General features: G+C 67.4%; 20 protein-coding genes. 9 read left to right on the forward strand and 11 right to left on the reverse strand.

Annotated elements, in window-relative coordinates; genetic code table 11:
• Positions 1–3: 3 nt before the first annotated feature.
• The gene (gene paaN, locus C7450_RS00790; RefSeq protein ID WP_110372491.1) at positions 4–1,653 is read right to left on the reverse strand and encodes a phenylacetic acid degradation protein PaaN; all 1,650 of its coding nucleotides are present in this window, start codon (positions 1,651–1,653) and stop codon (positions 4–6) included.
• Positions 1,654–1,777: 124 nt separating this feature from the next.
• On the opposite strand from paaN, the gene paaG reads away from it, so the two are divergent.
• Genes paaG through paaK form a run of 3 tightly spaced genes read left to right on the forward strand, consistent with a single transcriptional unit; the run spans position 1,778 to position 4,433 of the window.
• Complete coding sequence (paaG, locus tag C7450_RS00795) at positions 1,778–2,578, forward strand: 2-(1,2-epoxy-1,2-dihydrophenyl)acetyl-CoA isomerase PaaG (RefSeq protein WP_110372492.1); 801 nt, start codon at positions 1,778–1,780, stop codon at positions 2,576–2,578.
• Positions 2,575–3,066: a hydroxyphenylacetyl-CoA thioesterase PaaI gene (gene paaI / locus C7450_RS00800; protein WP_110372493.1), complete on the forward strand. Its 492-nt coding sequence runs from the start codon at positions 2,575–2,577 to the stop codon at positions 3,064–3,066. Before paaG ends, paaI begins: the two co-directional genes overlap by 4 nt.
• A gap of 35 nt (positions 3,067–3,101) precedes the next feature.
• Entirely contained in the window at positions 3,102–4,433 is a 1,332-nt protein-coding gene (gene paaK, locus C7450_RS00805; RefSeq protein WP_110373188.1) for a phenylacetate--CoA ligase PaaK, read from the forward strand.
• Positions 4,434–4,523: 90 nt separating this feature from the next.
• Here paaK and C7450_RS00810 read toward each other — a convergent pair whose 3' ends face one another.
• The 8 genes from C7450_RS00810 to C7450_RS00845 all read right to left on the reverse strand — a co-directional run bounded on the left by C7450_RS00810 (position 4,524) and on the right by C7450_RS00845 (position 11,018).
• Complete coding sequence (locus C7450_RS00810; RefSeq protein WP_110372494.1) at positions 4,524–5,279, reverse strand: Phenylacetic acid catabolic protein; 756 nt, start codon at positions 5,277–5,279, stop codon at positions 4,524–4,526.
• 10 nt (positions 5,280–5,289) lie between these two features.
• Positions 5,290–6,366 carry a 1,2-phenylacetyl-CoA epoxidase subunit PaaE gene (paaE, locus tag C7450_RS00815; RefSeq protein ID WP_110372495.1) on the reverse strand — a complete coding sequence of 359 codons (1,077 nt, stop codon included), beginning with the start codon at positions 6,364–6,366 and terminating at the stop codon, positions 5,290–5,292.
• 27 nt (positions 6,367–6,393) lie between these two features.
• Positions 6,394–6,918, reverse strand: a complete 525-nt coding sequence (gene paaD / locus C7450_RS00820; protein ID WP_110372496.1) for a 1,2-phenylacetyl-CoA epoxidase subunit PaaD — start codon at positions 6,916–6,918, stop codon at positions 6,394–6,396.
• 9 nt (positions 6,919–6,927) lie between these two features.
• Positions 6,928–7,704: a 1,2-phenylacetyl-CoA epoxidase subunit PaaC gene (paaC, locus tag C7450_RS00825; RefSeq protein ID WP_110372497.1), complete on the reverse strand. Its 777-nt coding sequence runs from the start codon at positions 7,702–7,704 to the stop codon at positions 6,928–6,930.
• Positions 7,704–7,988, reverse strand: coding sequence for a 1,2-phenylacetyl-CoA epoxidase subunit PaaB (gene paaB, locus C7450_RS00830; protein WP_110372498.1), 285 nt, complete (start codon positions 7,986–7,988; stop codon positions 7,704–7,706). The genes paaC and paaB overlap by 1 nt, the downstream gene beginning before the upstream one ends.
• A 94-nt stretch (positions 7,989–8,082) precedes the next feature.
• Positions 8,083–9,081: a 1,2-phenylacetyl-CoA epoxidase subunit PaaA gene (gene paaA / locus C7450_RS00835; RefSeq protein WP_110372499.1), complete on the reverse strand. Its 999-nt coding sequence runs from the start codon at positions 9,079–9,081 to the stop codon at positions 8,083–8,085.
• Between the two features lie 214 nt (positions 9,082–9,295).
• A complete protein-coding gene (gene paaX, locus C7450_RS00840) occupies positions 9,296–10,162 on the reverse strand; it encodes a phenylacetic acid degradation operon negative regulatory protein PaaX (RefSeq protein WP_110372500.1) in 867 nt (288 codons plus the stop codon).
• A gap of 136 nt (positions 10,163–10,298) precedes the next feature.
• A complete protein-coding gene (locus C7450_RS00845; RefSeq protein WP_110372501.1) occupies positions 10,299–11,018 on the reverse strand; it encodes a TetR/AcrR family transcriptional regulator in 720 nt (239 codons plus the stop codon).
• Between the two features lie 259 nt (positions 11,019–11,277).
• On the opposite strand from C7450_RS00845, the gene C7450_RS00850 reads away from it, so the two are divergent.
• The 5 genes from C7450_RS00850 to C7450_RS00870 all read left to right on the forward strand — a co-directional run bounded on the left by C7450_RS00850 (position 11,278) and on the right by C7450_RS00870 (position 15,824).
• Positions 11,278–12,456 (forward strand): ABC transporter substrate-binding protein, encoded by a 1,179-nt coding sequence (locus tag C7450_RS00850; protein ID WP_110373189.1) that lies wholly within the window; start codon positions 11,278–11,280, stop codon positions 12,454–12,456.
• Between the two features lie 72 nt (positions 12,457–12,528).
• A complete protein-coding gene (locus C7450_RS00855; protein WP_110372502.1) occupies positions 12,529–13,401 on the forward strand; it encodes a branched-chain amino acid ABC transporter permease in 873 nt (290 codons plus the stop codon).
• The gene (locus tag C7450_RS00860; RefSeq protein WP_110372503.1) at positions 13,401–14,345 is read left to right on the forward strand and encodes a branched-chain amino acid ABC transporter permease; all 945 of its coding nucleotides are present in this window, start codon (positions 13,401–13,403) and stop codon (positions 14,343–14,345) included. Before C7450_RS00855 ends, C7450_RS00860 begins: the two co-directional genes overlap by 1 nt.
• The gene (locus C7450_RS00865; RefSeq protein WP_110372504.1) at positions 14,342–15,136 is read left to right on the forward strand and encodes an ABC transporter ATP-binding protein; all 795 of its coding nucleotides are present in this window, start codon (positions 14,342–14,344) and stop codon (positions 15,134–15,136) included. Before C7450_RS00860 ends, C7450_RS00865 begins: the two co-directional genes overlap by 4 nt.
• Positions 15,123–15,824 carry an ABC transporter ATP-binding protein gene (locus C7450_RS00870; protein WP_110372505.1) on the forward strand — a complete coding sequence of 234 codons (702 nt, stop codon included), beginning with the start codon at positions 15,123–15,125 and terminating at the stop codon, positions 15,822–15,824. Before C7450_RS00865 ends, C7450_RS00870 begins: the two co-directional genes overlap by 14 nt.
• 196 nt (positions 15,825–16,020) lie before the next feature.
• On the opposite strand, the gene C7450_RS00875 is transcribed toward C7450_RS00870, so the two are convergent.
• Entirely contained in the window at positions 16,021–16,548 is a 528-nt protein-coding gene (locus C7450_RS00875; RefSeq protein ID WP_110372506.1) for an Lrp/AsnC family transcriptional regulator, read from the reverse strand.
• Positions 16,549–16,725: 177 nt separating this feature from the next.
• Here C7450_RS00875 and C7450_RS00880 point away from each other — a divergent pair, with 177 nt between their 5' ends.
• Positions 16,726–20,148 (forward strand): indolepyruvate ferredoxin oxidoreductase family protein, encoded by a 3,423-nt coding sequence (locus tag C7450_RS00880; protein ID WP_110373190.1) that lies wholly within the window; start codon positions 16,726–16,728, stop codon positions 20,146–20,148.
• Positions 20,149–20,701: 553 nt separating this feature from the next.
• On the opposite strand, the gene C7450_RS00890 is transcribed toward C7450_RS00880, so the two are convergent.
• On the reverse strand, positions 20,702–22,240 hold the full coding sequence (locus tag C7450_RS00890) for an alpha/beta fold hydrolase (RefSeq protein WP_170146987.1): 1,539 nt from the start codon (positions 22,238–22,240) through the stop codon (positions 20,702–20,704).
• Positions 22,241–22,344 lie beyond the last annotated feature (104 nt).

Genomic DNA, 22,344 nt, shown 5'->3' on the forward strand with positions numbered 1-22,344 from the left:
GGCTCAGGCGGCGGCCGGGCGGCGCACGCAGACGACACGGAAGCGGCCGGCCACGAAGGCCGCATCGGTGAGGCAGGCATTGCCGGCGGGGTTGGCGCCCGAGACGTGGTAGTCGCTGAAGGCCGCGCTCTGGTTCACATAGATGCCGCCGGTGAGGTTCACGGAGAGCGGCACGCCAGCGCGGGCATAGGCCGGCACCGCGCGGGCGATCTCGGCCTCGTCGGTGGAATAGAGGGCGGCGGTGATGGCGCCCTTCTCCCGCGCCGCGCGGGTGGCGCGGGCCACCCCGTCCGCGGCATCGGCCACCGCAACGACGAAGGCGATGGGGCCGAAGCGCTCCTCCAGATAGGCCGCCTCGTCCGCGGCATCCACCGCCAGCAGCAGCGGTGTCGCCGTGCGCGCGCCTTCCACCTTGAGGGCGGCGCTGTCGCGCACGATGCGGCCGAGGGACCGGGCCTGATCGATGCGGGCGAGGGTTGCCGGATTCTGGATGGCGCCCAGCACCGCCGCGGCGCGGGCGGGCTCGGAGAGGAGCGCGTCGATGGCGGCGGCGATGCCGGTCGCCACCTCCTCGAAACTCTTGTGCCCCGCCTCGGTCTCGATGCCGCCCGCCGGCACGAAGATGACCTGCGGTGCCGTACACATCTGCCCGCTGTAGAGGGAGAGCGAGAAGGCGATGTTCTGGCACATGGGGCCGAAGGCTGCAGTGGAGGCGACGACGATGGTGTTGACCCCCGCCTCCTCGGTGAACACCAGCCTGTCCTTCGCATTCTCCCGCAGCCAGCCGCCGAACTCGGAGGAGCCGGTGAAGTCCACGATGCCGACGGCCGGATGGGTCGCCAATTCCTTGGCGATGGGCGCCTCAGGGGTGTCCGGGGCAAGCTGGACCACGTCCGGATCAAAGCCCTCTTCGCTGAGCACCTCGCGGGCGATGCGCAGGGTGAGGGCCAGCGGCAGGATGGCGGCCGGGTGCGGCTTCACGATCACCGCATTGCCGGTGACGAGATCGGCGAACAGCGCGGGATAGCTGTTCCACGTGGGAAAGGTGGCGCAGCCGATGACGAGGCCGATGCCGCGCGGCACCACGTGGAAATCCTTGTCGAGGCGGATGGCGGAGCGGCCCTGGGGCTTTTCCCACAGCACCGCGCCGGGCACGCGCGACATCTCCTCATAGGCGTAGGCGACCGCCTCCAATCCGCGATCCTGCGCGTGGGGACCGCCGGCCTGGAAGGCCATGGGGCCGGCCTGCCCGGTGGTATGCTCCACCGCCTCGGCGATGAGGAAGCTCGCCGCGTTGAGGCGCCCGAGGATTTCCAGGGCGATGCCCGTGCGCTGCGCGATGGAGGCCGCCGCCCAACCGGCGCCGGCCTTTTCCGCGCGGGCGATGAGGTCGTCCACGGTGCGGGCGCGATAGGTGACGCCGAGCGCCGCGCCGAAAGGCGAGACCTCCGCGCCGACGAGGGGCGCGTCATCGCCGGTGGCCAGCTCCAACGGATGTCCCCGCAGCGCCGCGAAAGCCGCCTTGGCCTCGGCTGCGCCGCCTTCGGGATAGGCCTTGGGATTTTCCGGGAAGGCCGCCCAGAAGCCCCTCCCGCGCGCTGCGGCGACGGCGGATTCGAGCAGCCTGGCGTGGGCCGCGAACAGGTCAACCATAGTCCTCTCCCTGTGCCGGGACGCTGTTCAATGATGTTGACAAGCCCATCCCTTGCGCTAATGATTAACCGATCGTCCGGTTAATTCAAGAGGCTCCGAGAGAGCCCTGTCTGGGAGGACCCAAGTGAAGGCGCACCTCGAGCAAGCCGTACTCAGCGTCACGGATCATGCCGGCTGGGTGGAGCTGACACTCAACCGTCCCGACCGCCTCAACGCCTTCAACGAGGCGCTGCACAAGGCGCTCGCGGACGCGTTGGAGGCAGCCGCTGACGATGCCTGCCGCGCGGTGCTCCTCACCGGCGCCGGCCGCGGCTTCTGCGCCGGGCAGGACCTCTCCGACCGTGCGAACGCCGAAGGGCCGCTGGACCTCGGTGCGACCATCGAGGCCTATTACAATCCGCTCATCCGCCGCATCCGGGGCCTGAAGAAGCCCGTTGTCTGCGCCGTGAACGGCGTTGCGGCCGGCGCCGGCGCCAATATCGCCTTTGCCTGCGACATCGTTCTGGCGGCGCGGTCCGCGAAGTTCATCCAGGCGTTTTCGAAGATCGGCCTCGTGCCCGATTCAGGCGGCACCTATTTCCTACCCCGCCTCATCGGCGACGCGCGGGCGCGGGCGCTGATGCTGCTCGCCGAGCCGCTCGGCGCCGAAACCGCGGCCGAATGGGGCCTGATCTGGAAGGTGATCGACGACGACGCGCTCATGGACGAAGCCCGCGCCCTCGCCGCCCATCTCGCTACCCAGCCGACCCAGGGGCTGGCGCTCACCAAGGCGGCCCTCAACGCCTCCGGCGGCAACAGCCTCGACGACCAGCTGGACCTCGAGCGCGATCTGCAGCGCGAGGCCGGCCGCACGCCGGACTACCGCGAGGGCGTCAAGGCCTTCATGGAGAAGCGCGCGCCAAGCTTCACGGGGCGCCGCGCATGACCGCCCCGGCCGAAACCATCGCTGCGCTCACTCCGCAGGATATCGCCCGCCGCTCTGCCGACGCCATGTGGGCGAGCGACCATGCGAGCCAAGGGCTCGGCATGGAGATCGTCAGCATCGGTCCCGGAGCCGCCACCCTCGCCATGACGCTCACGGAGCGCATGTGCAACGGCTTCGGCATGGGCCATGGCGGCTTCATCTTCGCGTTGGCCGACAGCGCCTTCGCCTTCGCCTGCAATACCTATGACGAGCGCACGGTGGCCCAGCACTGCTCGGTGACGTATCTGCGGCCCGGCACCCGCGGCAAGCGCCTCGTGGCGCGGGCGCGCGAAGTGAGTCGCTCCGGCCGCTCCGGCATCTATGATGTCGAAGTTTCGCAGGACGATGTGGTGGTCGCCCAGTTCCGCGGCCATTCCCGCACCATCGGCGGACGTATCACGCAAGCAGACGCGGAGGGCACGGACGCCCCCGCAAACAAGAAGTCCTGATCTCGCAGAAGATCCATCTGGAGGAGACGATGAACATGGCTCTGCCGGCACTGTCCCCAGGCCGTTCCTTCGAGGGTGGCCTCGATCCCGCCGAACGCGCCTCGCGCGACGAGATCATGTCCCTGCAGCGCGAGCGCCTCGCCTGGTCGCTGCGCCATGCCTATGAGAACGTGCCCTTCTACCGCCAGGCGTTCGACACGGCGGGCGTGCATCCCTGCGACCTGCGCGACCTCTCCGACCTCGCCAAGTTTCCCTTCACCATGAAGACGGACCTGCGCGACCACTATCCCTTCGGCCTGTTCGCCGTGCCGAAGGAGCAGCTGGCGCGGGTGCATGGCTCGTCCGGCACCACCGGCAAGCCCATCGTGGTGGGCTATACCAAGGCCGATATCGACATGTGGGCCGACGTGATGGCCCGCTCCATCCGCGCCGCGGGCGTCAAGCCGGGCATGATGGTGCATGTGGCCTATGGCTACGGGCTGTTCACCGGCGGCCTTGGCGCCCATTACGGTGTGGAGCGGCTGGGCTGCACGGTGGTGCCCATGTCCGGTGGCATGACCGAGCGCCAGGTTCAGCTCATCAACGATTTCCGGCCCGACGCCATCATGGTCACGCCGAGCTACATGCTCGCCCTCATGGACGGCTTCGCCAAGGCCGGGCTCGACCCGCGCGCGACCTCGCTCAAATACGGCATCTTCGGCGCCGAGCCCTGGACCAATGCCATGCGCCGCGAGATCGAGCGCGATTTCAACCTTGACGCCACCGACATCTACGGCCTCTCCGAGGTGATCGGCCCCGGCGTTGCGCAGGAATGCGTGGAGACCAAGGATGGCCTGCACATCTGGGAGGATCATTTCTATCCGGAGGTGATCGACCCGCACACCGGCGCGGTGCTGCCGGATGGCGAGAAGGGCGAACTCGTCTTCACCTCGCTGACCAAGGAAGCCTTCCCGATCATCCGCTACCGCACCCGCGACCTCACCCGCCTGCTGCCCGGCACGGCGCGGCCGGGGATGCGGCGCATGGAGAAGGTGACGGGCCGCTCGGACGACATGATCATCCTGCGTGGCGTCAACGTCTTCCCGACCCAGATCGAGGAGATCCTGCTGGCGGTGGAGGCCTGCTCCGGCCACTACCAGATCGAGCTGACACGCGACGGGCGCATGGACGAGATGACCGTGCATGCCGAGATCCGCGAGGAGGTCTATGGCGAGGTAGACGTGGACGCCACCGGCAAGCGTATCCTCAAGCGCATCAAGGACACCATCGGCGTCACCACGCGCATCACCCTGCACGAGCCGGGCGGCATCGAGCGCACCGCCATCGGCAAGGCCAAGCGCATCGTCGACCGCCGCCCCAAGGAGTGAGCCGGGGCACCCTGCCCTCCCCCTACCCCTCCCCCCGCCACAATAAAAAGGCCCGGCGATGCCGGGCCTTTTTCGTTCCAGTCGCCAGCCTCAGTCGAGGCCGAGCGGCGCCAGGCGGTCGGTGACGGTGCGCTCCCATTCCGCCAGCAGCGCCTCGTTGGGGGTGTGGCGCAGGCCGAGGCGGCGCAGGGTGTCGTAGCGGGCGGAGCCGGCGACGCCGAAGGTGGCGGCGACCCGCGGCCGCCAGTAGGCAAGGCTCGCCCGCGCCCCGCCCCGGCCCGCCTCGGCGGCGGCGATGCGCTCCAACCCTTCAAGCCCCAGCTCGGCATGGCGCGCCTCGCGCGGGGCGATCTCGCGGAACACCTCGGCGAGCGGCGCATAGGACACCCGCGACAATTCGGAAAGCTGCACGCCGGTGGCAAGACCCATGAGCACGTTCATCGCCACCGCATCGGTCCATCCCGTGATGGGATAATGGAAGACGGAGAGGCGCATGTCGTTGCCGTGCCGCACGGCGCCGAGATCGGCATCGCGGTCGACCCGCGCCGCCCAGTCGTGCTGCGCCTGATAGCGGCCGGTATCGGTGCCGAAGGCCCCCATCAGGGCGAGCACCCGCTCGGCATGGTCGGCCTTCTCCAGGGTGATGCGGCTCGCCGCGATCCGCGCCTTGATGCCAGGCGCAAAATTGATGGAGGCGGCGAAGCCCGCCGAGCCCGCAAGCTGGCTGTCCACGAAGGAGGACATCAGCCGCAGCAATTCGCCGCGATAGCGCGGCGGCACATTGTCGGGCGAGGTCAGCACCCCGCCCTGGGCCAGATAATCGTCGATGGCGATCGCGTCGGACATGGTTTCCCCCTCATTCGTCGTAGGTGACGACGAGTTTTTCGGTGAGCGGGAAGCACTGGCAGGTGAGCACGTAGCCAGCGCGCACCTCGTAATCCTCCAGCGCATGATTGACCGCCATCTCCACCTCCCCCTCCAGCACCTTGGCGCGGCAGGTGGAGCACACGCCCGCCTTGCAGGCGTAGGGCGCATCGAGGCTGGCGGCGAGCGCGGCGTCGAGAAGGCTCTGGCCCTCGCGCGGTATGTGGAAGCTGCGGGTCGCGCCATCCAGCGTCACCGTCGCCGTGGTGCCGGCGCCGTTGGCGGCGACGTTCGCGGACACCGCCTTGGCCTTCGCGCGGCCCGGCTGGCCGGAGGCGAACAATTCGAACTTGATCTGCGCGTCGCTCAGGCCGTGTTCGCGCAAAGCGGCGGCGATGGCCAGCATCATCGGCTCGGGGCCGCAGATGAAGGCGGTGTCCACCGATGTCGCGTCGATCCAGTGTTTGAAGAGACCTTCCATCTTCTCGGCATCGATACGGCCGGTGAACAGATCGATCTCCTGCGCCTCGCTCTCCAGCACGTGCAGCACCGAGAGGCGCCCGAGATAGAGGTTCTTCAAATCCTCCAGCTCCTCGCGGAACATGATGGAGCTGATCTGCCGGTTGGCATAGACGAGGGTGAAGCGGCTCTTCGGCTCGCGGGCGAGCACCGTCTTGATGATGGACAGAAGTGGCGTGATGCCCGAGCCGCCGGCAAAGCCGAGATAGTGGCGGTCCAGCTCCGGCGCCAGCGGCAGGAAGAACTTGCCCATGGGGGGCATGGCCTCGAGGATGTCGCCGGAGGAAAGGTTCTCATTGGCCCAGGTGGAGAAGGCGCCGCCCTCCACCTTCTTGATGCCGACCTTCAGGCAGCCCTCGTCCTTGCCGGCGCAGATGGAATAGCTGCGGCGCAGTTCCTCGCCATCGAAGTCGCGGCGGAAGGTGAGATACTGGCCCTGCGTGAAATCAAACGCCGCGGCGTCCTCGGCGCGGGGCTTGAGGGTGACGACGACGGCATCGCGCGTCTCGCGCCGCACATCGACCACCTCCAGGGAATGAAACCGTGCCATGCGGCGCTCCTCGGGATTTTTTAATATTCAGATGCACTTGAAGTAGTCGAACGGCTCCAGGCACGAGAGGCAGCGATAGCTGGCCTTGCAGGCGGTGGAGCCGAACTGGCTTACCTTCTCAGTCTGCGCCGAGCCGCAGCGCGGGCAGGCGACCGTCAGGTTGGAGCCGGAGGCGAGCCGGCGCGCCAGCGCCCGCGAACGGCCGTCGGCGGCGGTGTCGTCCACGGGCGGGGCGATGCCGTAGGCCCGAAGCTTCTCGCGCCCTTCCGCGCTCATCCAGTCGGTGGTCCAGGGCGGCGAGAGCCGGCGCTCCAGCCGCACCCTGGCGACGCCGCGCGCGTTCAGTTCGCGCTCGATATCGAGATTGATGATGCCCGTCGCCGGGCAGCCGGAATACGTGGGCGTGACGGTGACGACGAGGGTGTCATCCTCCCATGCCACCTCGCGGACGATGCCGAGATCGACCAGCGAGAGCACGGGGATTTCCGGGTCCGGCACCTGCGCCAGCCAGTGCCAGACCTCATCGATGGACGGCAGGGTGGCGGTCGCCATATGCGCCCCCTACCAGGTCGCGCCGGGATAGGCGCGCTGCAGGAACTGCATGTCGGCGAGGATGTAGCCGAGATGCTCGGTATGGACACCGCGCCGGCCGCCCTTGTGGACGTAAGCCGAGGTCGGCGCCTTCAGCGTCGCCTCGCGCAGCACCTCGGAGACGATCGCGTCCCACTCCAGCCTGAGGCTCGCGGGATCGGGCGCGATGCCGGCCTCCACCATGGCGCGGTCGGTGTCGTCGGCAATGAAGAGCTCGCCCACGTAGGACCAGATGTCGTCGAGGGCGCGCTGCATCCGCTTGTGGCTTTCGTCGGTGCCGTCGCCGAGGCGGATCACGAGGTCGCTGGAGCGCTCCAGGTGGTAGGCCGCCTCCTTCACCGCCTTGGCGGCGATCTCGGCGATGCGCGGGTCCGCCGATCTGGTCAGCGCCGTCAGCATCACATGGTGCCAGGCATCGAACAGGAACTGCCGCGTCAGCGTCTGGCCGAAGTCGCCGTTGGGGCGCTCCACCAGCAAACAGTTGCGGAAGGCTGCGGCGTCGCGCAGGAAGGCGAGTGCATCGGCGTTGCGGCCCTTGCCCTCCACCTCGCCGGCGAGGCCGAGCCAGAGCTGGGTCTGGCCGATGAGGTCGAGCGCGGTATTGGCGAGGGCGATGTCCTCCTCCAGCACCGGGGCATGGCCGCACCACTCGGACACGCGATGGCCGAGGATGAGGGTGTTGTCCCCCATGCGGGTGAGGAACTCGAACAGGGCGGCGCGATCCACCGCGATCCCGGCGCTGGCCATCACATATGCCCCACTTCTTCCGGGATTTCAAAGAAAGTGGGGTGCCGGTAGACCTTGGAATTGGACGGCTCGAACAGCGGCCCCTTGTCCGAAGGGCTGGAGGCGGCGATGTCCACCGACTTCACCACCCAGATGGAGACACCCTCGTTGCGGCGGGTATAGACATCCCGCGCGTTCTTGATGGCGAGCTCCGCGTCGGGCGCGTGCAGGCTGCCCACATGGCGGTGGTTGAGGCCGTGCTGGCCGCGGATGAAGACTTCCCACAAGGGCCATTCGCTGGACATGGTCGTTCCTCCCGTTACGGGCCGGAGGGCGGGGCCATCCGGAAGATATGCTTTTGCTCCTGGAAAGCCCGCGCGGGCTTTCACCGCGGTGCGGCTATTCGGCAGCGACCCGGGCGGCGGCGCGGCGCGCCTGCGCCTTCTCGGCATGGGCGAGGAGGCCGTCGCGGAACCAGGCGCCGTCTTCCCAGGCCTTCACCCGGGCGCCGAGCCGTTCCTTGTTGCAGGGGCCGTTGCCGGCGATCACCTCGAAGAATTCCGACCAGTCCGGCTCGGAGAAGTCGTAGCCCTTCTTCTCCTCGTTCCACTTCAGGTTCGGGTCGGGGATCTTGAGGCCGAGATATTCCGCCTGCGGCACCGTCTGGTCCACGAACTTCTGCCGCAGCTCGTCATTGGTGTTGATCTTGATCTTCCACGCCATGGACTGGGTGGAATGCACCGAATCCTTGTCGGAGGGGCCGAACATCATCAGCGCGGGATACCAGAAGCGGTCGAGGGCGTCCTGCGCCATGGCCTTCTGCTCCGCCGTGCCCTGCGCCATCTTCATCATGATGTCGTAGCCCTGGCGCTGGTGGAAGCTCTCCTCCTTGCAGATGCGGATCATCGCGCGGCTGTAGGGGCCGTAGGAGGTCTTCTGCAGTTGCACCTGGTTCATGATGGCGGCGCCATCCACCAGCCAGCCCACCGCACCGATGTCGGCCCAGTTGAGGGTGGGATAGTTGAAGATGGACGAATACTTCATGCTGCCGTCGTGCAGCTTGGCGAGCAGCTGGTCGCGGCTGACGCCGAGCGTCTCGGCGGCGCAATAGAGATAGAGGCCGTGGCCGGCCTCGTCCTGCACCTTGGCGAGCAGGATAGCCTTGCGCTCCAGCGTGGGCGCGCGGGTGATCCAGTTGCCCTCGGGCAGCTGGCCGACGATCTCGGAATGGGCGTGCTGGCCGATCTGGCGGATCAGGGTCTTGCGGTAGCCCTCGGGCATCCACTCCTTCGGCTCGATCTTTTCGCCGCGGTCGATGCGGTCCTGGAAGGCGCGCTCCTGCGGCGAAAGCTCGGCGGCGGACTTCATGCCCTCGGACTTCACGAGCTGTGCGTACATGCTTTGTCCTCCCCGTATGACCTGACATGTGGCGTCTGCGCGGCTTCGGGCGGCCGGTGAAATGGCGCTCCGGCCGCCGCCGCCGGTTCTGTCGCGCAGCATGTTGCCCACAGTCCGGCACCTTGGAAGCCTTTATATATTACAAAAAAAATGATTTCAAGTTTTTTTTGTAACATTTATAGGCCCGCGCCGCTCCGATGCGGGCCCTGCCGGTCTAGACCTTGAAGCGCTTGAAGACTTTCGGATCGGCCGGCAGCGGCGCGCCGTCCTCGCCCACGGCATTCTCGTCCAGCCAGCGCTCGGACGCCTCGACCAGACAGCTATAGATGTCGGCGCACACCGCGCGGGCGGCGAGGCCCGGCCAATTGGCGGGAAGGATGGCCGGGGGCAGGATGGGATCGCGCAGCACGATGCGCCGGTACTCGTGGATGAGCAGCACGCGGGCCACGATGGCTTCGAGGTCGCTCAGCCCCGCGCCGGCCGCAAGCTCCGCCCTGAGCGGCTCGAAGGTGGCGATGAAGCGGCGATAGGCCTCCGCCGTCTGCTCCAGCGGCCAGGCGCGGGCGGCGAGCGCGCGCTGTTCCTCCACGCTGCCGGAGACATGGAGGCGCAGCGCGGCGGCCGCCTCCTCCGGCACGGCGGTCCCGGCCGGGGCCACGAACACGCCGGGCAGCGGCATGCCGAAGCCCGCCGCCTCCAGTATCGCACGCGCCCCCTCGCGGGCGCCGGTCTCGATCAACAGCATGTCGAAATGCCCATGCCAGTCCGGCGGGCAATGGCGATAGATGTGCTCGGTGGCGCGGGCGAAGGTCTCGCGGCCCTTGTCGGCAAGGCGGTAGAAGCTGTTGCGGCTCACCCGCTGGCGCGTCAGCCAGCCGTCGGCGGCCAGGCGCGACATGGCGGTGCGCACCACCCCGTCGGCGACATCGAGCCCGCGGAAGAAGGCGAGCAGCGTGCCGAGCCACACCGAGCCGCCGCGCGGCACGATGGCATCGCCATAGATGGTCACGATGATGGACCAGGTGCGCGAGGGTTCTGCGCGAACGTGGTCGAGGATGAGATCGAGGGCGCGGCGCGGCATGGCCCTTCCTTAGAGCAAATCCGTCTGAGATGGAATCGTCTGATACCATCTAACACGGTGAATTTGCTCGTCAATTTTCAAGCGTTGCCAAGTCCGCAACAGACGGACTTGCTCCAGAGCGTTTTGGCGCCGGATTCTATTCCGCCGGTCGCCGCGCCTTGGCCGCGCGGAGTGCCGCGGCTGCGGGCGCCGGGCGGCGGCGCGCCGGCGAGCGGGGCTGCGCCGGCTTGGTCTCTGCCGCTTTGGCCTCCGGCGCAGAGAGGCCTCGCACCGCCTCTTCGGCTCCCGCCGTGATGAGGCCGGTGACGAGGCGGGCATAATCCGCCCGGCTCAGCCCCTTGCCGTCGCGAAACCACAGGTAATGCCAGTTGAGCATGCCGAAGGCCGACATCGTGACGGGCTTCAGCATGGGCCCGCGCCCGACCGCGGGCACCTCCTCGGCGATGGCGTCAGCGAGGAGCGCCACGAGCTTGCGCTCCAGCGCGCGCAGGGCCTCCTGGCGTTCGCTGGCGAGGAGCTTCAGGTTGGCGATCTGCACCTGATGCTCGGCGTCCGCATCCTTGTAGGCTTCGAGCAGCGAGGCGGCGATGGCATGGATGCGCCCGCCGGGCGGCGCCGCGGCGACCGCCTTCTCGGCGCCGGCGATCAATTGCTCCAGATGGGAGGACAGGATGTCGAAGAGCACCGCCTCTTTGTCCGGATAGTAATGGTAAAGCAATGCCTTGGAGGCCCCACAGGCGTCGGCGATCATGGTGATCGAGGTACCCGAATAGCCATACTGGGCAAACAGCTCCGCCGAGTTGTGGAGAATGGCCTCCCGTTTGGCCTCGTAATCCTGTGAACGCGTGCGAGCCATCTTGCCTGTCCATCTCGATCGCCAACCCCGGCAGGGCTGCCGTGACCGTCCGCCACCAATGGGAAAGCGGCTCAGATACCAAATATTGTCCGCCCGGTCGATGAATGATCCCACGGAAGGCAACCCGCACGCAATCAATTGACCATCCGATCGGTTAATTATATGATTCAGGTTCCGTTGGCCAGATGGCCTGCGGACGGAGGCGGGATAACCCGCTCCTCGGCCCGAAATGGACCCTTAGGAGGAACGCTTCATGGATATGCCCGCACGCCTGCGGCCGGTACTGCGCGCGGCTGCTGTCATGCTCGCGACCGCGGTCGCCGGCCCGGCTCTCACCGGCCCTGCCGTTGCCGCCGATCCCATCAAGATCGGCTCGGTGGTCTCGGCCACCGGCCCGGCCGCCTTCCTCGGCGATCCGGAAGCCAAGACGCTCAAGCTCTATGTGGACGAGCTGAACAAAAAGGGCGGCCTCCTCGGCCGGCCGGTGGAACTGGTGCTCTATGACGACGGCGGCGACGCTAACAAGGCGCGCACCTTCGCCACCCGCCTCGTGGAGGACGACAAGGTGGTCGCCATGGTCGGCGGCACCTCCACCGGCGCCACCATGGCCATGATCCCGGTGTTCGAGGAAGCCGGCATTCCCGTCGTCTCCCTCGCCGGCGGCATCGAGATCATCGAGCCGGTGCGCGCCTTCGTCTTCAAGACGCCGCACACCGACAAGACCGCCTGCCAGAAGATCTTCGAGGACATGAAGGCGCGCGGCATCACCAAGACCGGCATGATCTCGGGCACGGACGGCTTCGGCAAGTCCATGCGCAACCAGTGCCTGAAGGTGATCGGCCAGTACGGCATCACCGTTCTCGCCGACGAGAGCTACGGCGCCACCGATTCGGACATGACGCCCCAGCTCAACAAGATCAAGAACACCGCGGGCGTCGAGGCGGTGCTGAACCCCGGCTTCGGCCAGGGCCCGGCCATCGTGACGCGCAACTACGCCCAGCTCGGCATCAAGCTGCCGCTCTACCAGAGCCACGGCGTGGCCTCGAAGAGCTTCATCGAGCTGGCCGGCCCCGCCGCCGAGGGCGTGCGCCTGCCGGCCCCTGCCATCCTCATCGACGACAAGCTGGCGGACAACGACCCGCAGAAGCCGGTGGTGGCTGAGTACAAGACCTCCTACGAGAAGGCCAGCGGCCAGCCGGTCTCCACCTTCGGCGGCTACGCCTATGACGGCATCCAGCTCGTCGCCCGCGCCATCGAGAGCGCCAAATCGGCGGACCCGAAGAAGATCCGCGATGCGCTGGAGGCCACCAAGGGCTATGTGGGCGTAACCGGCATCTACACCTTCACGCCCACCGACCACCTCGGCCTCGGCACGGACTCCTTCCGCATGCTGGTGATCCGCAACGGCGACTGGGCGCTGGAAGCCCCGGCCCGCTGACCGCCCCGCAAGACACCCGATCCCCACCGTGGCGGCGTCCCTGAGGCGCCGCCACCCAGACGGCGTGAGGACATGTCCGAATTTCTCCAGCTCGCCTTCTCGGGCCTGACGGTGGGCGCCATCTATGCGCTCATCGCTCTCGGCTTCACGCTGATCTACAACGCCTCCGACGTCATCAACTTCGCCCAGGGCGATTTCGTCATGATCGGCGGCATGGGCACCGTCTTCCTCATGGCGGCGGGCCTTGCGCTGCCGGTGGCGGCACTGATCGCGGTCATCGCCGCCGTGCTGGTCGGCCTGCTGCTGCACCGCCTCGCCATCGAGCCCGCGCGCGGGGCCTCGCCGGTGACGCTCATCATGATCACCATCGGCGCGTCCATCTTCATCAAGGGCGTGTCGCAGATCCTCTTCGACAAGCAGTTCCACTCCCTGCCCGCCTTCTCCGGCGACACCCCCATCCCGGTGGGCGGCGCCACCATCCTGCCGCAGAGCCTGTGGGTGATGGGGACCGCGCTTGCCCTCGTGGTCGCGCTCTATCTGTTCCTGGAGCACACGCTGGTGGGCAAGGCGGTGCTCGCCACCGCCGCCAACCGGCTGGCGGCGAAGCTGGTCGGCATCAACGTCGCCCTCGTGCTCGCCCTCGCCTTCGGCCTCTCGGCGGCCATGGGCGCGCTCGCCGGCGTGGTGGCGACGCCGATCACCCTGACCCGCTACGACATCGGCACCCTCTTCACCCTCAAGGGCTTCGCCGCCGCCATGCTGGGCGGCATGGGCAATCCCGTGGGCGCCGTCGTCGGCGGGCTGCTCATCGGCCTCATCGAGACCTTCGCGGCCGGCTATCTCTCCTCCACCTACAAGGATGCAGTGGCGTTCCTGATGATCCTCGTCGTCCTGCTGTTCATGCCGCGCGGCCTGTTCGGCAGCCGCGCCGTGGAGCGCGTGTGATGAAGGCCATCCTGCGCTCGCGCCTCACCCCGCTCCTCGCCCTCGCCCTCGTGATGGCGCTGGTGCCGATGATCGCCCCCACCTCCTTCCACCTGCGCGTCGCGGCGCTGGTGTGGATCTTCTCCCTCGCCGCCCTTGGCCTCACCATCCTCATGGGCTATGCGGGGCAGGTGAGCCTCGGCCATGCCGGCTTCCTCGGCATCGGCGCCTATGCGGTGGCGATCGGTCCGGCCCGGCTCGGGCTCGACCCGCTCCTGTGCCTTTTGCTCGGCGCGGTGCTGTCGGGCCTCGTCGCCTGGCTGGTGGGGCGGCCCATCCTGAGGCTCAAGGGCTATTACCTCGCCATCGCGACGCTGGGCTTCGGCGTCATCGTCGCCCTGATCCTGCACAGCGAGACCGAGCTGACCGGCGGTCCGGACGGCATGTCCGTGGCGCGCGTCACCCTGTTCGGCTGGCGGGTGACGGGCGCGCTGAACTGGTACTGGGTCTCGGCCGGCGCGCTGCTCGTCGGCGCCCTCCTCGCCCTCAACATCGCCGCGAGCCCCACCGGCCGGGCGCTGCGCGCGCTGCACGACAGCGAGGTGGCGGCGACCGGCGCCGGCATCGATGTTTCCGCCAAGAAGCTCGCCGCCTTCGTGCTGGCGGCGGTCTATGCGGCGGTGGCCGGCGGGCTGCTCGCGGCCATGAACGGCCTCATCACACCCGAGGCCGCGAGCTTCTCCCACTCGGTGGAACTCGTCGCCATGGTCATCATCGGCGGCCTCGGCTCGGTATTCGGCACGGTGCTGGGAGCCGCGTTCCTGGTGGTACTGCCGCAGGCCCTCACAGCCTTCCAGGAATACGAGCAGGCGGTGCTCGGCCTCCTCATCATGGTGTTCATGATCTTCCTGCCCCAGGGCATCGTGCCGTCGCTGCGCGCGCTGATCGAGGAGCGCCTGCCGTGAGCACGCCCCTTCTCGACGTCAGCGGCATCGGCATCGCCTTCGGCGGCGTCCGGGCGGTGGACGAGGTGAGCTTCAAGGTGGCCACCGGCGAGGTCTTCTCCATCATCGGGCCGAACGGCGCGGGCAAGACCACCCTGTTCAACCTCGTCACCGGCATCTACCGCCCCTCGCGCGGAACCGTGCGGCTCGACGGCGCCGACATCACAGCGGTCCCGCCCCACCTTCGGGTCAGAAGCGGCATGGCGCGGACCTTCCAGAATTTGCAGATCTTCTTCCGCATGACCGCGGTGGAGAATGTGATGGTGGGCTGCGCTTTGTCCGAGCGCACCTCCTTCCTCGCCGACCTGCTCGGCCTGCCCTCGGTGTTCCGGCAGAACCGCGTCACCCGGGCGAAGGCGCTGGCCCTGCTGGAGCGCGTGGGCCTCGCCGACCTCGCCGAGGCGCCGGCCGGCGCCCTGCCCTATGGCGCGCTGAAGCGCCTGGAGATCGCCCGCGCGCTTGCCGCCGATCCGAAGGTCCTGCTGCTGGACGAGCCGGCCGCCGGCTGCAACGCGGTGGAGACCGAAGCCATCGACAATCTGATCGCCGCCGTGGCGAAGAGCGGCGTCGCGGTGGTGCTGATCGAGCACGACATGAAGCTGGTGATGAAGATTTCCGACCGCGTGCTGGTCCTCGCCCAGGGCCGCCCGCTGGCGGAGGGGCCGCCGCGCGCGGTGCGCGAGAATCCGCAGGTCATCGCCGCCTATCTCGGGGACATCGGATCGCGGGAGGCCGATCGTGCTCACGGTTGAAGCCCTGTCCTCCGCCTACGGCCGCATCATGGCCCTGCGCGAGGTATCGCTGGAGGTAAAGGCCGGCGAGATCGTCGCGCTGGTGGGCTCCAACGGCGCCGGCAAGACCACACTCCTGCGCGCCATCTCCGGCGTGCAGCCGGTGTGCGGCGGGCGCATCCTGTTCGAGGGCGAGGCCATCGAGCGGCTGGAGCCGCATCTGCGGGTGATGCGCGGCATCTCGCAATCGCCGGAGGGCCGGCAGGTGTTCGGCCCGCTGAATGTCGAGGACAATCTGAAGCTCGGTGCCTACCGACGGCAGGATGCCCGGCGGCAGGCCCGACTCGATCACGTCTACGGGCTGTTCCCGGTGCTCGCCGAGCGGCGGAAGACGCCGGCCATGAGCCTGTCCGGCGGCCAGCAGCAGATGCTCGCCATCGGCCGCGCCCTGATGGCAGGGCCGAAGCTGCTGCTGCTGGACGAACCCTCCCTCGGCCTCGCGCCGCTGCTGGTGGACCAGATCCTCGCCGCCGTGACCTCCCTGCGGACCGAAGGCATCACCACCCTTCTCGTGGAGCAGAACGCCTCCGCGGCGCTGGCCATCGCCGATCGCGGCTATGTGCTGGAGACCGGCCATATCGCCATGGAGGGCAGCGGAGCGGCGCTGCTGGAAGACCCCATGGTGCGCGCCGCCTATCTCGGATTGTGAGCCGCACCCACCCGCACCGAAGCCGGCCGGGCGGAGGCAGGTCTCATGGAAGGCGGTGCAAATGGCGACCTGCACATCTGCGCGCCGAGCCTCATGACCTGAAGCACGATCCGCACAAATTGAAACAATTCACGCGGTAAGGCTCTCAAAGGCAAAATTTTCAAAGCATAGTCGCACGCGCTGTCACCTGACGGCGTCAAGAGGCTGCGCTCCCTTTCCGCCGCGGGCCGGGGCCATGCCCCGCCGACGTCGTGCCGGGCGAAAACGGCAAAGCCATGCCGCTCTTGATCTCCTTGAGGATCACATTGGAGCGGACGTGACGAATGCCCGGCAGGCGGAAGATAAAATCGTCGAGGAAGGCGTTGTAGGCCTTCATGTCGCGCACCACGACGCGCAGGTGGTAGTCGGCATCCCCCGTGGTGGCGAAGCACTCCAGAACTTCGGCGCGGGCGGTGACGCGGGCGACGAACTCTTCCACATATTTGGTGTCGTGGCGCTCCAGCGAGACATGGAGGATCGCCGCCATGGCAAAGCCGGCCTTCTCGCGATTGACGAGCGCCGAATAGCCGACGATCACGCCGGACTCCTCAAGGGCCTGGACCCGACGCCAGCAGGCCGAGGTGGACATGCCGGCCTCCTCCGCCAATTGCTGGTTCGTGGCGCGGCCATCCTTCTGCAGGGCAGCCAGAAGACGCTCGTCTCGCTTTTCGATCGTTATAGCCATAGCGGCAAAATATTCCACTTGAATTGGGTGATACGGTTTTATCTATCATAGCTTGCCCGGTTCCGCGGTAGATTGAAATCTCCTGCCGCCCAGCCCGGCCTATCCTCGTCTTCGATCTGCAGCGCGCGCCGCCAGCCCGGTCGGCATCCGCGGGCGATGTCCTCGAAGACCGAACCCATGCACCACGCCACCCGCCTTGACCCCTATGAACTCGCCGACCGCTACGCCCGCCGCAGCGGCCGGATTTTCCTCACCGGCACACAGGCCATTGTGCGCATCCTCCTCGATCAGGCACGGCGCGACCGCGAGGCCGGCCTGCAGACCGCCGGGTTCGTCTCGGGCTATCGGGGCTCTCCACTCGGGGGCGTCGATCTTGAGCTCTGGCGCGTGGCGAAGGAGCTGGAGGCCAGCCGCATCACCTTCCTGCCGGCGGTGAACGAGGAACTCGCCGCGACGGCGGTCCTCGGCACCCAGCAGGTGGAGAGCAGCCCCGACCGGCAGGTCGAGGGCGTGTTCGGCCTCTGGTACGGCAAGGGACCGGGCGTCGACCGCTCCGGCGACGCGCTGAAACATGGCAATGCCTACGGCTCCTCTCCCCATGGCGGCGTGCTCGTGGTCGCCGGCGACGACCATGGCTGCGTGTCCTCGTCCATGCCGCACCAGTCCGATGTGGCCTTCATGAGCTGGCTCATGCCGGTGCTTCACCCGGCGGGTGTGGGGGAATATCTGGAGTTCGGCGCCTATGGCTACGCCCTCAGCCGCTTCTCCGGCATGTGGGTGGGGTTCAAGGCCATCTCCGAGGTGGTGGAATCCGGCGTCTCGGTGGCGCTGCAGCCGGAGCGGGCATTTCATCTCCCCGACTTTGCGGCGCCTCCCGGCGGCCTGCACTATCGCTGGCCCGACCTGCCGGGCCCCCAGATCGAGGAGCGCCTGCTGGCGAAGAAGGAGGCGGTGTACGCCTTCGCCGAGGCCAACCCCATCGACCGCCGCATCTACGACATCGCGGACGCCCGCTATGGCATCGTCTGCGTGGGGAAGGCCTATCCCGACCTGATGGAGGCGCTGCGCCTCCTGGGGCTCGACGAGGCCGCCTGCCGGGCCCGGGGCATCGACATCTACAAGGTGGGCATGGTGTGGCCGCTCGCCCGGCGCAATGCCCTGGCCTTCGTCACCGGCAAGCAGGAAGTGCTGGTGGTGGAGGAGAAGCGCGGCATCGTCGAAAGCCAGCTCAAGGAGTATTTCTACGACCATCCCGGCCGCAAGCCGGCGCGCATGGTGGGCAAGTTCGACGAGGCGGGACAACGGCTCGTTCCCTGGACCGGCGAACTCGCGCCGCGTGCCCTGGCGGACATTCTCGCCCGGCGTCTCGATGCGGTCTTCCCCGACCTGCGGCTGGCCGAACGAGCGGCGGCACTGGCTCCGGCGCGGGATCGCATCATTTCCGTCCCCGGCGTCACCCGCACGCCCTATTTTTGCTCCGGGTGCCCCCACAACACCTCGACACGGGTTCCGGATGGCTCGAAGGCGCTGGCCGGCATCGGCTGCCACTTCATGGCAAGCTGGATGGACCGCAACACCTCCTCGCTCATCCAGATGGGGGGCGAGGGGGTCAATTGGGTCGCGGCGTCGAAGTTCACGGGCAACGGCCACGTCTTCCAGAACCTCGGCGAAGGGACCTTCTATCATTCCGGCTCCATGGCCATCCGCCAGGCCGTCGCCGCCAAGGCCAACATCACCTTCAAGATCCTCTACAACGACGCAGTCGCCATGACCGGGGGCCAGCCGGTGGATGGCCCGGTCAGCGTCCATGCCGTGGCCCACGGCGTGCGGGCGGAGGGCGTGTCACGCATCGCCCTCGTCTCGGACGCGCCGTCGAAATTCCGCCGCGCCGACTTCCCGAAGGGTGTGACGCTGCACCCGCGGGCCGACCTCGACGCGGTCCAGCGCGAACTGCGGGAGATTTCCGGCGTCAGCGTCCTCATCTACGAGCAGACCTGCGCCACCGAGAAGCGGCGGCGGCGGAAGCGGCGGCAGATGGCCGATCCGCCGCGGCACGTCCATATCAACGCCCTCGTCTGCGAGGGGTGCGGCGACTGCTCCGTCGCCTCCAACTGCCTGAGCGTCGAGCCGCGGGAGACGCCGTTCGGACGCAAGCGCAAGATCAACCCATCGAGCTGCAACAAGGACTTTTCCTGCCTCGACGGCTTCTGCCCGAGCTTCGTCACGATCGAGGGCACGCGGCGGCGCCCGCGCGGCTCGGGAACCGACGACCTCGTCCTGCGCGCGGCCGCCCTGCCGGTACCGGCGCGGCCGCCCCTCGATCAGCCCTTCAATCTCCTGGTGACGGGTGTCGGCGGCACCGGCGTGGTGACGGTGGGCGCCCTCATCACCATGGCCGCGCATCTCGAAGGCCTGGGGGCGTCGGTGCTCGACTTCATGGGCTTCGCCCAGAAGTTCGGCCCGGTGCTGAGCTATGTCCGCATCGCAGCGCGGCCCGACGAGATCAGGCAGCTCCGCATCGACGAGGGCTCGGCCGATGCGCTCATCGGCTGCGACCTCGTGGTCAGCTCCGCGCCCAAGGCATCCGCGACCTACAGGCGGGGCATGCAAGCGGTGGTGAACACGGCGCAGATGCCCACCGGCGACATGGTGCGCCATCCCGACGCCGACTTCGCGGCCCCAGCGCGCCTTGCCGCCATCGCCGGGGTGATCGGCGCCGACGCTCTCACGGCCGTAGACGCCAACGCCCTCGCCTCGTCCATCCTCGGCGACAGCGTCTATGCCAATGTCGTGATGCTCGGCCTTGCCTGGCAGCAGGGCCTGGTGCCGGTCTCGCACGCGGCGCTCGTCCGCGCCATCGCGCTCAACGGCGTGGCGGTCGCCGAGAACCTTGCCGCATTTGCGCTCGGCCGTCTGCGTGCGGCCGAGCCGGTCTTAGGCTCGGATCACGCTTCCGCGGCGGGCGAGACGCCTGAGACGCTCGACGCGGTGATCGCGCGCCGGGTCGCATTTCTCACCGCCTATCAGGATGCGGCCTATGCGGCGCGCTATGCCGCCCGGGTCGAGCGCGTGCGGCGGGCGGAGGCGGCGCACGGCGCGCAGGACCTGACGGAGGCGGTCGCCCGCTCCCTGTTCAAGCTGATGGCCTACAAGGACGAATATGAGGTGGCGCGGCTCCAGACGGACCCCGCGTTCCGCGACGAGCTCGGGCGGGCGTTCGAGGACGGGTTCAAGGTCAGCTACAATCTTGCCCCGCCCTTCCTCCCCGCGGCCAGGGACGCGCGCGGCCGCCCGCGCAAGCGCGCTTTCGGCCCGTGGCTGCGCCCGGCACTCGCCGTCCTTGCCCGAATGCGGCACCTGCGCGGAACGGCGCTCGATGTCTTCGGCTACAGCGCGGAACGGCGCATGGAACGGGAGCTGATCGGCTGGTACGAGGCGCTGATCGAGACCCTTCTCGCCAAGCTGGACACGGGGCAATTCAACAACCTCGTGGCGATCGCGAGGGCGCCCATGGACATCCGCGGCTACGGGCCGGTGAAAGAAGCCGCCGCCCGAAAGGTCAGGGCGGATGTGGAGGACCGGCTCGCAATCCTGCGATGATCGCCCGGCGCCAAGGTTCAGCCGACCGTTGCTCAGGCGTGCGCGTGGTTGCCGCTAGAGCAAATCCGTCTGAGATGGAATCGTCCGATACCATCTCAGCCGTTGAATTTGCGCGTTAATTTTCGATCGTTGCCAAGTCCGCAACAGACGGACTTGCTCTATTGGTTCGTCGTCGACATTTGCATCCGCCCGATAGCACCCTCGGAGCCAATGTCGGAGTCAAGAAAACCACTAGCAAGTTACTGGTTCTAGTGGAGCTTTTGAATTTGACATTTGATCTGGAGCTTGATGTCAGGCGGGACTCAAATGTCAAATTCGCTCCACTAGGACAGCGTGGCGCCGCAATCGCCGATGGCCACTTCGTCGAAGCTCGCCGGAAGCAAACCCGCCTGCTTCGCCTGCCGCAACCGGTCAATGAGTGATTGCGTCCGGGCTCTTCGATGATCTGCAAGCCAGGCATCCAAGGCCGCGTTCTCCGGCGCGCAGTCCCCGAATATCGGGGACGCCGGCTCGTCGCATGCGCCCGACGCCCCCCTGGCAAAAGCGGGCTGCCCTATTGGACCTGCCAGCCCTTCTGCTTGAAGTCCGCCAGGCACCGTTTGTCCACTGGCCCATTCGGCTGACGCAGATATTGCCGGGTGATGGCCAGCAGGCATGGGGACGCGTAGGAGAGCGGACCGTGGCCGGTCCATGGAGCCTCCACGGACTGCGCGGCGGACAGGTAGCGCATCGCATGATCGGCCCATCGGGTCGAGCAGCAGGCATCGACCTGACCGGTCAGCAACAGGACCGGCTTGTCGGACACCACCGGAGCTGCGAGACTGGCGGGAACGTCGCCCTGCCCCGGCCACCAGGCGCACATGGTCAGCGGACGCTCCCACAGCAGCAGGGCCGGCTCGGCGGCAATCATCGCCAAGGCATCGTCGGTCGTCAGTTTGGCAGCGCCGGCGTTGCCGCATGTCGACGCCCAATAATGTCCGAATGCCCGCACCTCAGGCGGAGAACGGAAGTAATATGGGCTTGAGAACATCTTCTGGAAATCGACGGCCTTCGCCAAGCTCTCCGGTCTGCCCTTGATAATGTCATCGAACAGCGCGGGCAGTTGATTGTATTTGTCATCGAAGAGAAAGTGATAGACGAGCCACTCAAGATCCATCCCCTCGAAGACGATCTCCCGAGGCTTGCCGGTCGTCCGGTCGGTGATGACGAACGTCCACGGATGCGCGTCCAGGGCGGCGCGCGCGCGGTTCAGGTCGAAGGCGAAGGTCGGAAAGGCGCGCGCACAGGCCGCGTCGAGCTTGCAGCGGTCGGCAAGATCTTCATAAGTCAGCCGCCACCCCTGCAACTCGGTGAGCATTGGTCTGTATTTCAGGCTGTTCAACCATGCGCTGTCCAGGACGACTGCGCGGACATGGTCCGGGAAATACTTCAGATATGCCATCGCCGTGCCACCGCCCGCGGAACCTCCACCGACGTTGATTTTATCGTATTTCAGTAATTTACGAACATCATCGGTGTCGAACGCCTGCGTGTAGTCATTATACTGGTTTGGATCTATGTTCTCTTGAAGCAAGGTCTTGTAGCATTTCGACAGGAAATCGCTCCAGAGTTTGACCTTGTCGCCCGTCCCTGGCCCCTTGGCGACGACCTCGCTGTAGACGTAGTTCTCGTCGGGGCACTGCAAGGCCGGTTCGGCCTTCGGTCCCCCACGAAACTCGGTCAGGACGATATCGCGACCGTCGAAGGCGTCCTTGAAGCCGAGGATACCCTTGTAGCTCGCCGTGATTCCGTAGCTCGGCCCGCCCTGAAACCAGAACACGGGATCCGGCCTCTCCTGACGCGATGATCCGGGAAAGACGACAATCGGAACCTTGACCGATCGCCCCCCCGCTTTCGAGCGGTTCTCCGCGACCTCAAGGCGGTAGCAGAGCCCACCGAGCGCGGCGATGTCGTCCGACGGACACGCCGACCGATACAGCCGCGCACCATCAGGCAGTTCATTGACAAGCTCCTGCGCCATCGGCACAGCGATCGGGGAGCTCAGCATCAGCAGGGTGAGCGCCGCCTGGGCGACGCGCCTTCGACATTGCATGACAGCCTCCAAGAAAGACGGCCAGGTCGGCCGGACCATCATCAGCGTTTCCATTTCTGGCATAGGTCAAAGAGCCAGAAAGGCGCATTTTCAGCAGCCCAGGA

This window comes from Chelatococcus asaccharovorans (assembly GCF_003201475.1).
Classification (GTDB): domain Bacteria; phylum Pseudomonadota; class Alphaproteobacteria; order Rhizobiales; family Beijerinckiaceae; genus Chelatococcus; species Chelatococcus asaccharovorans.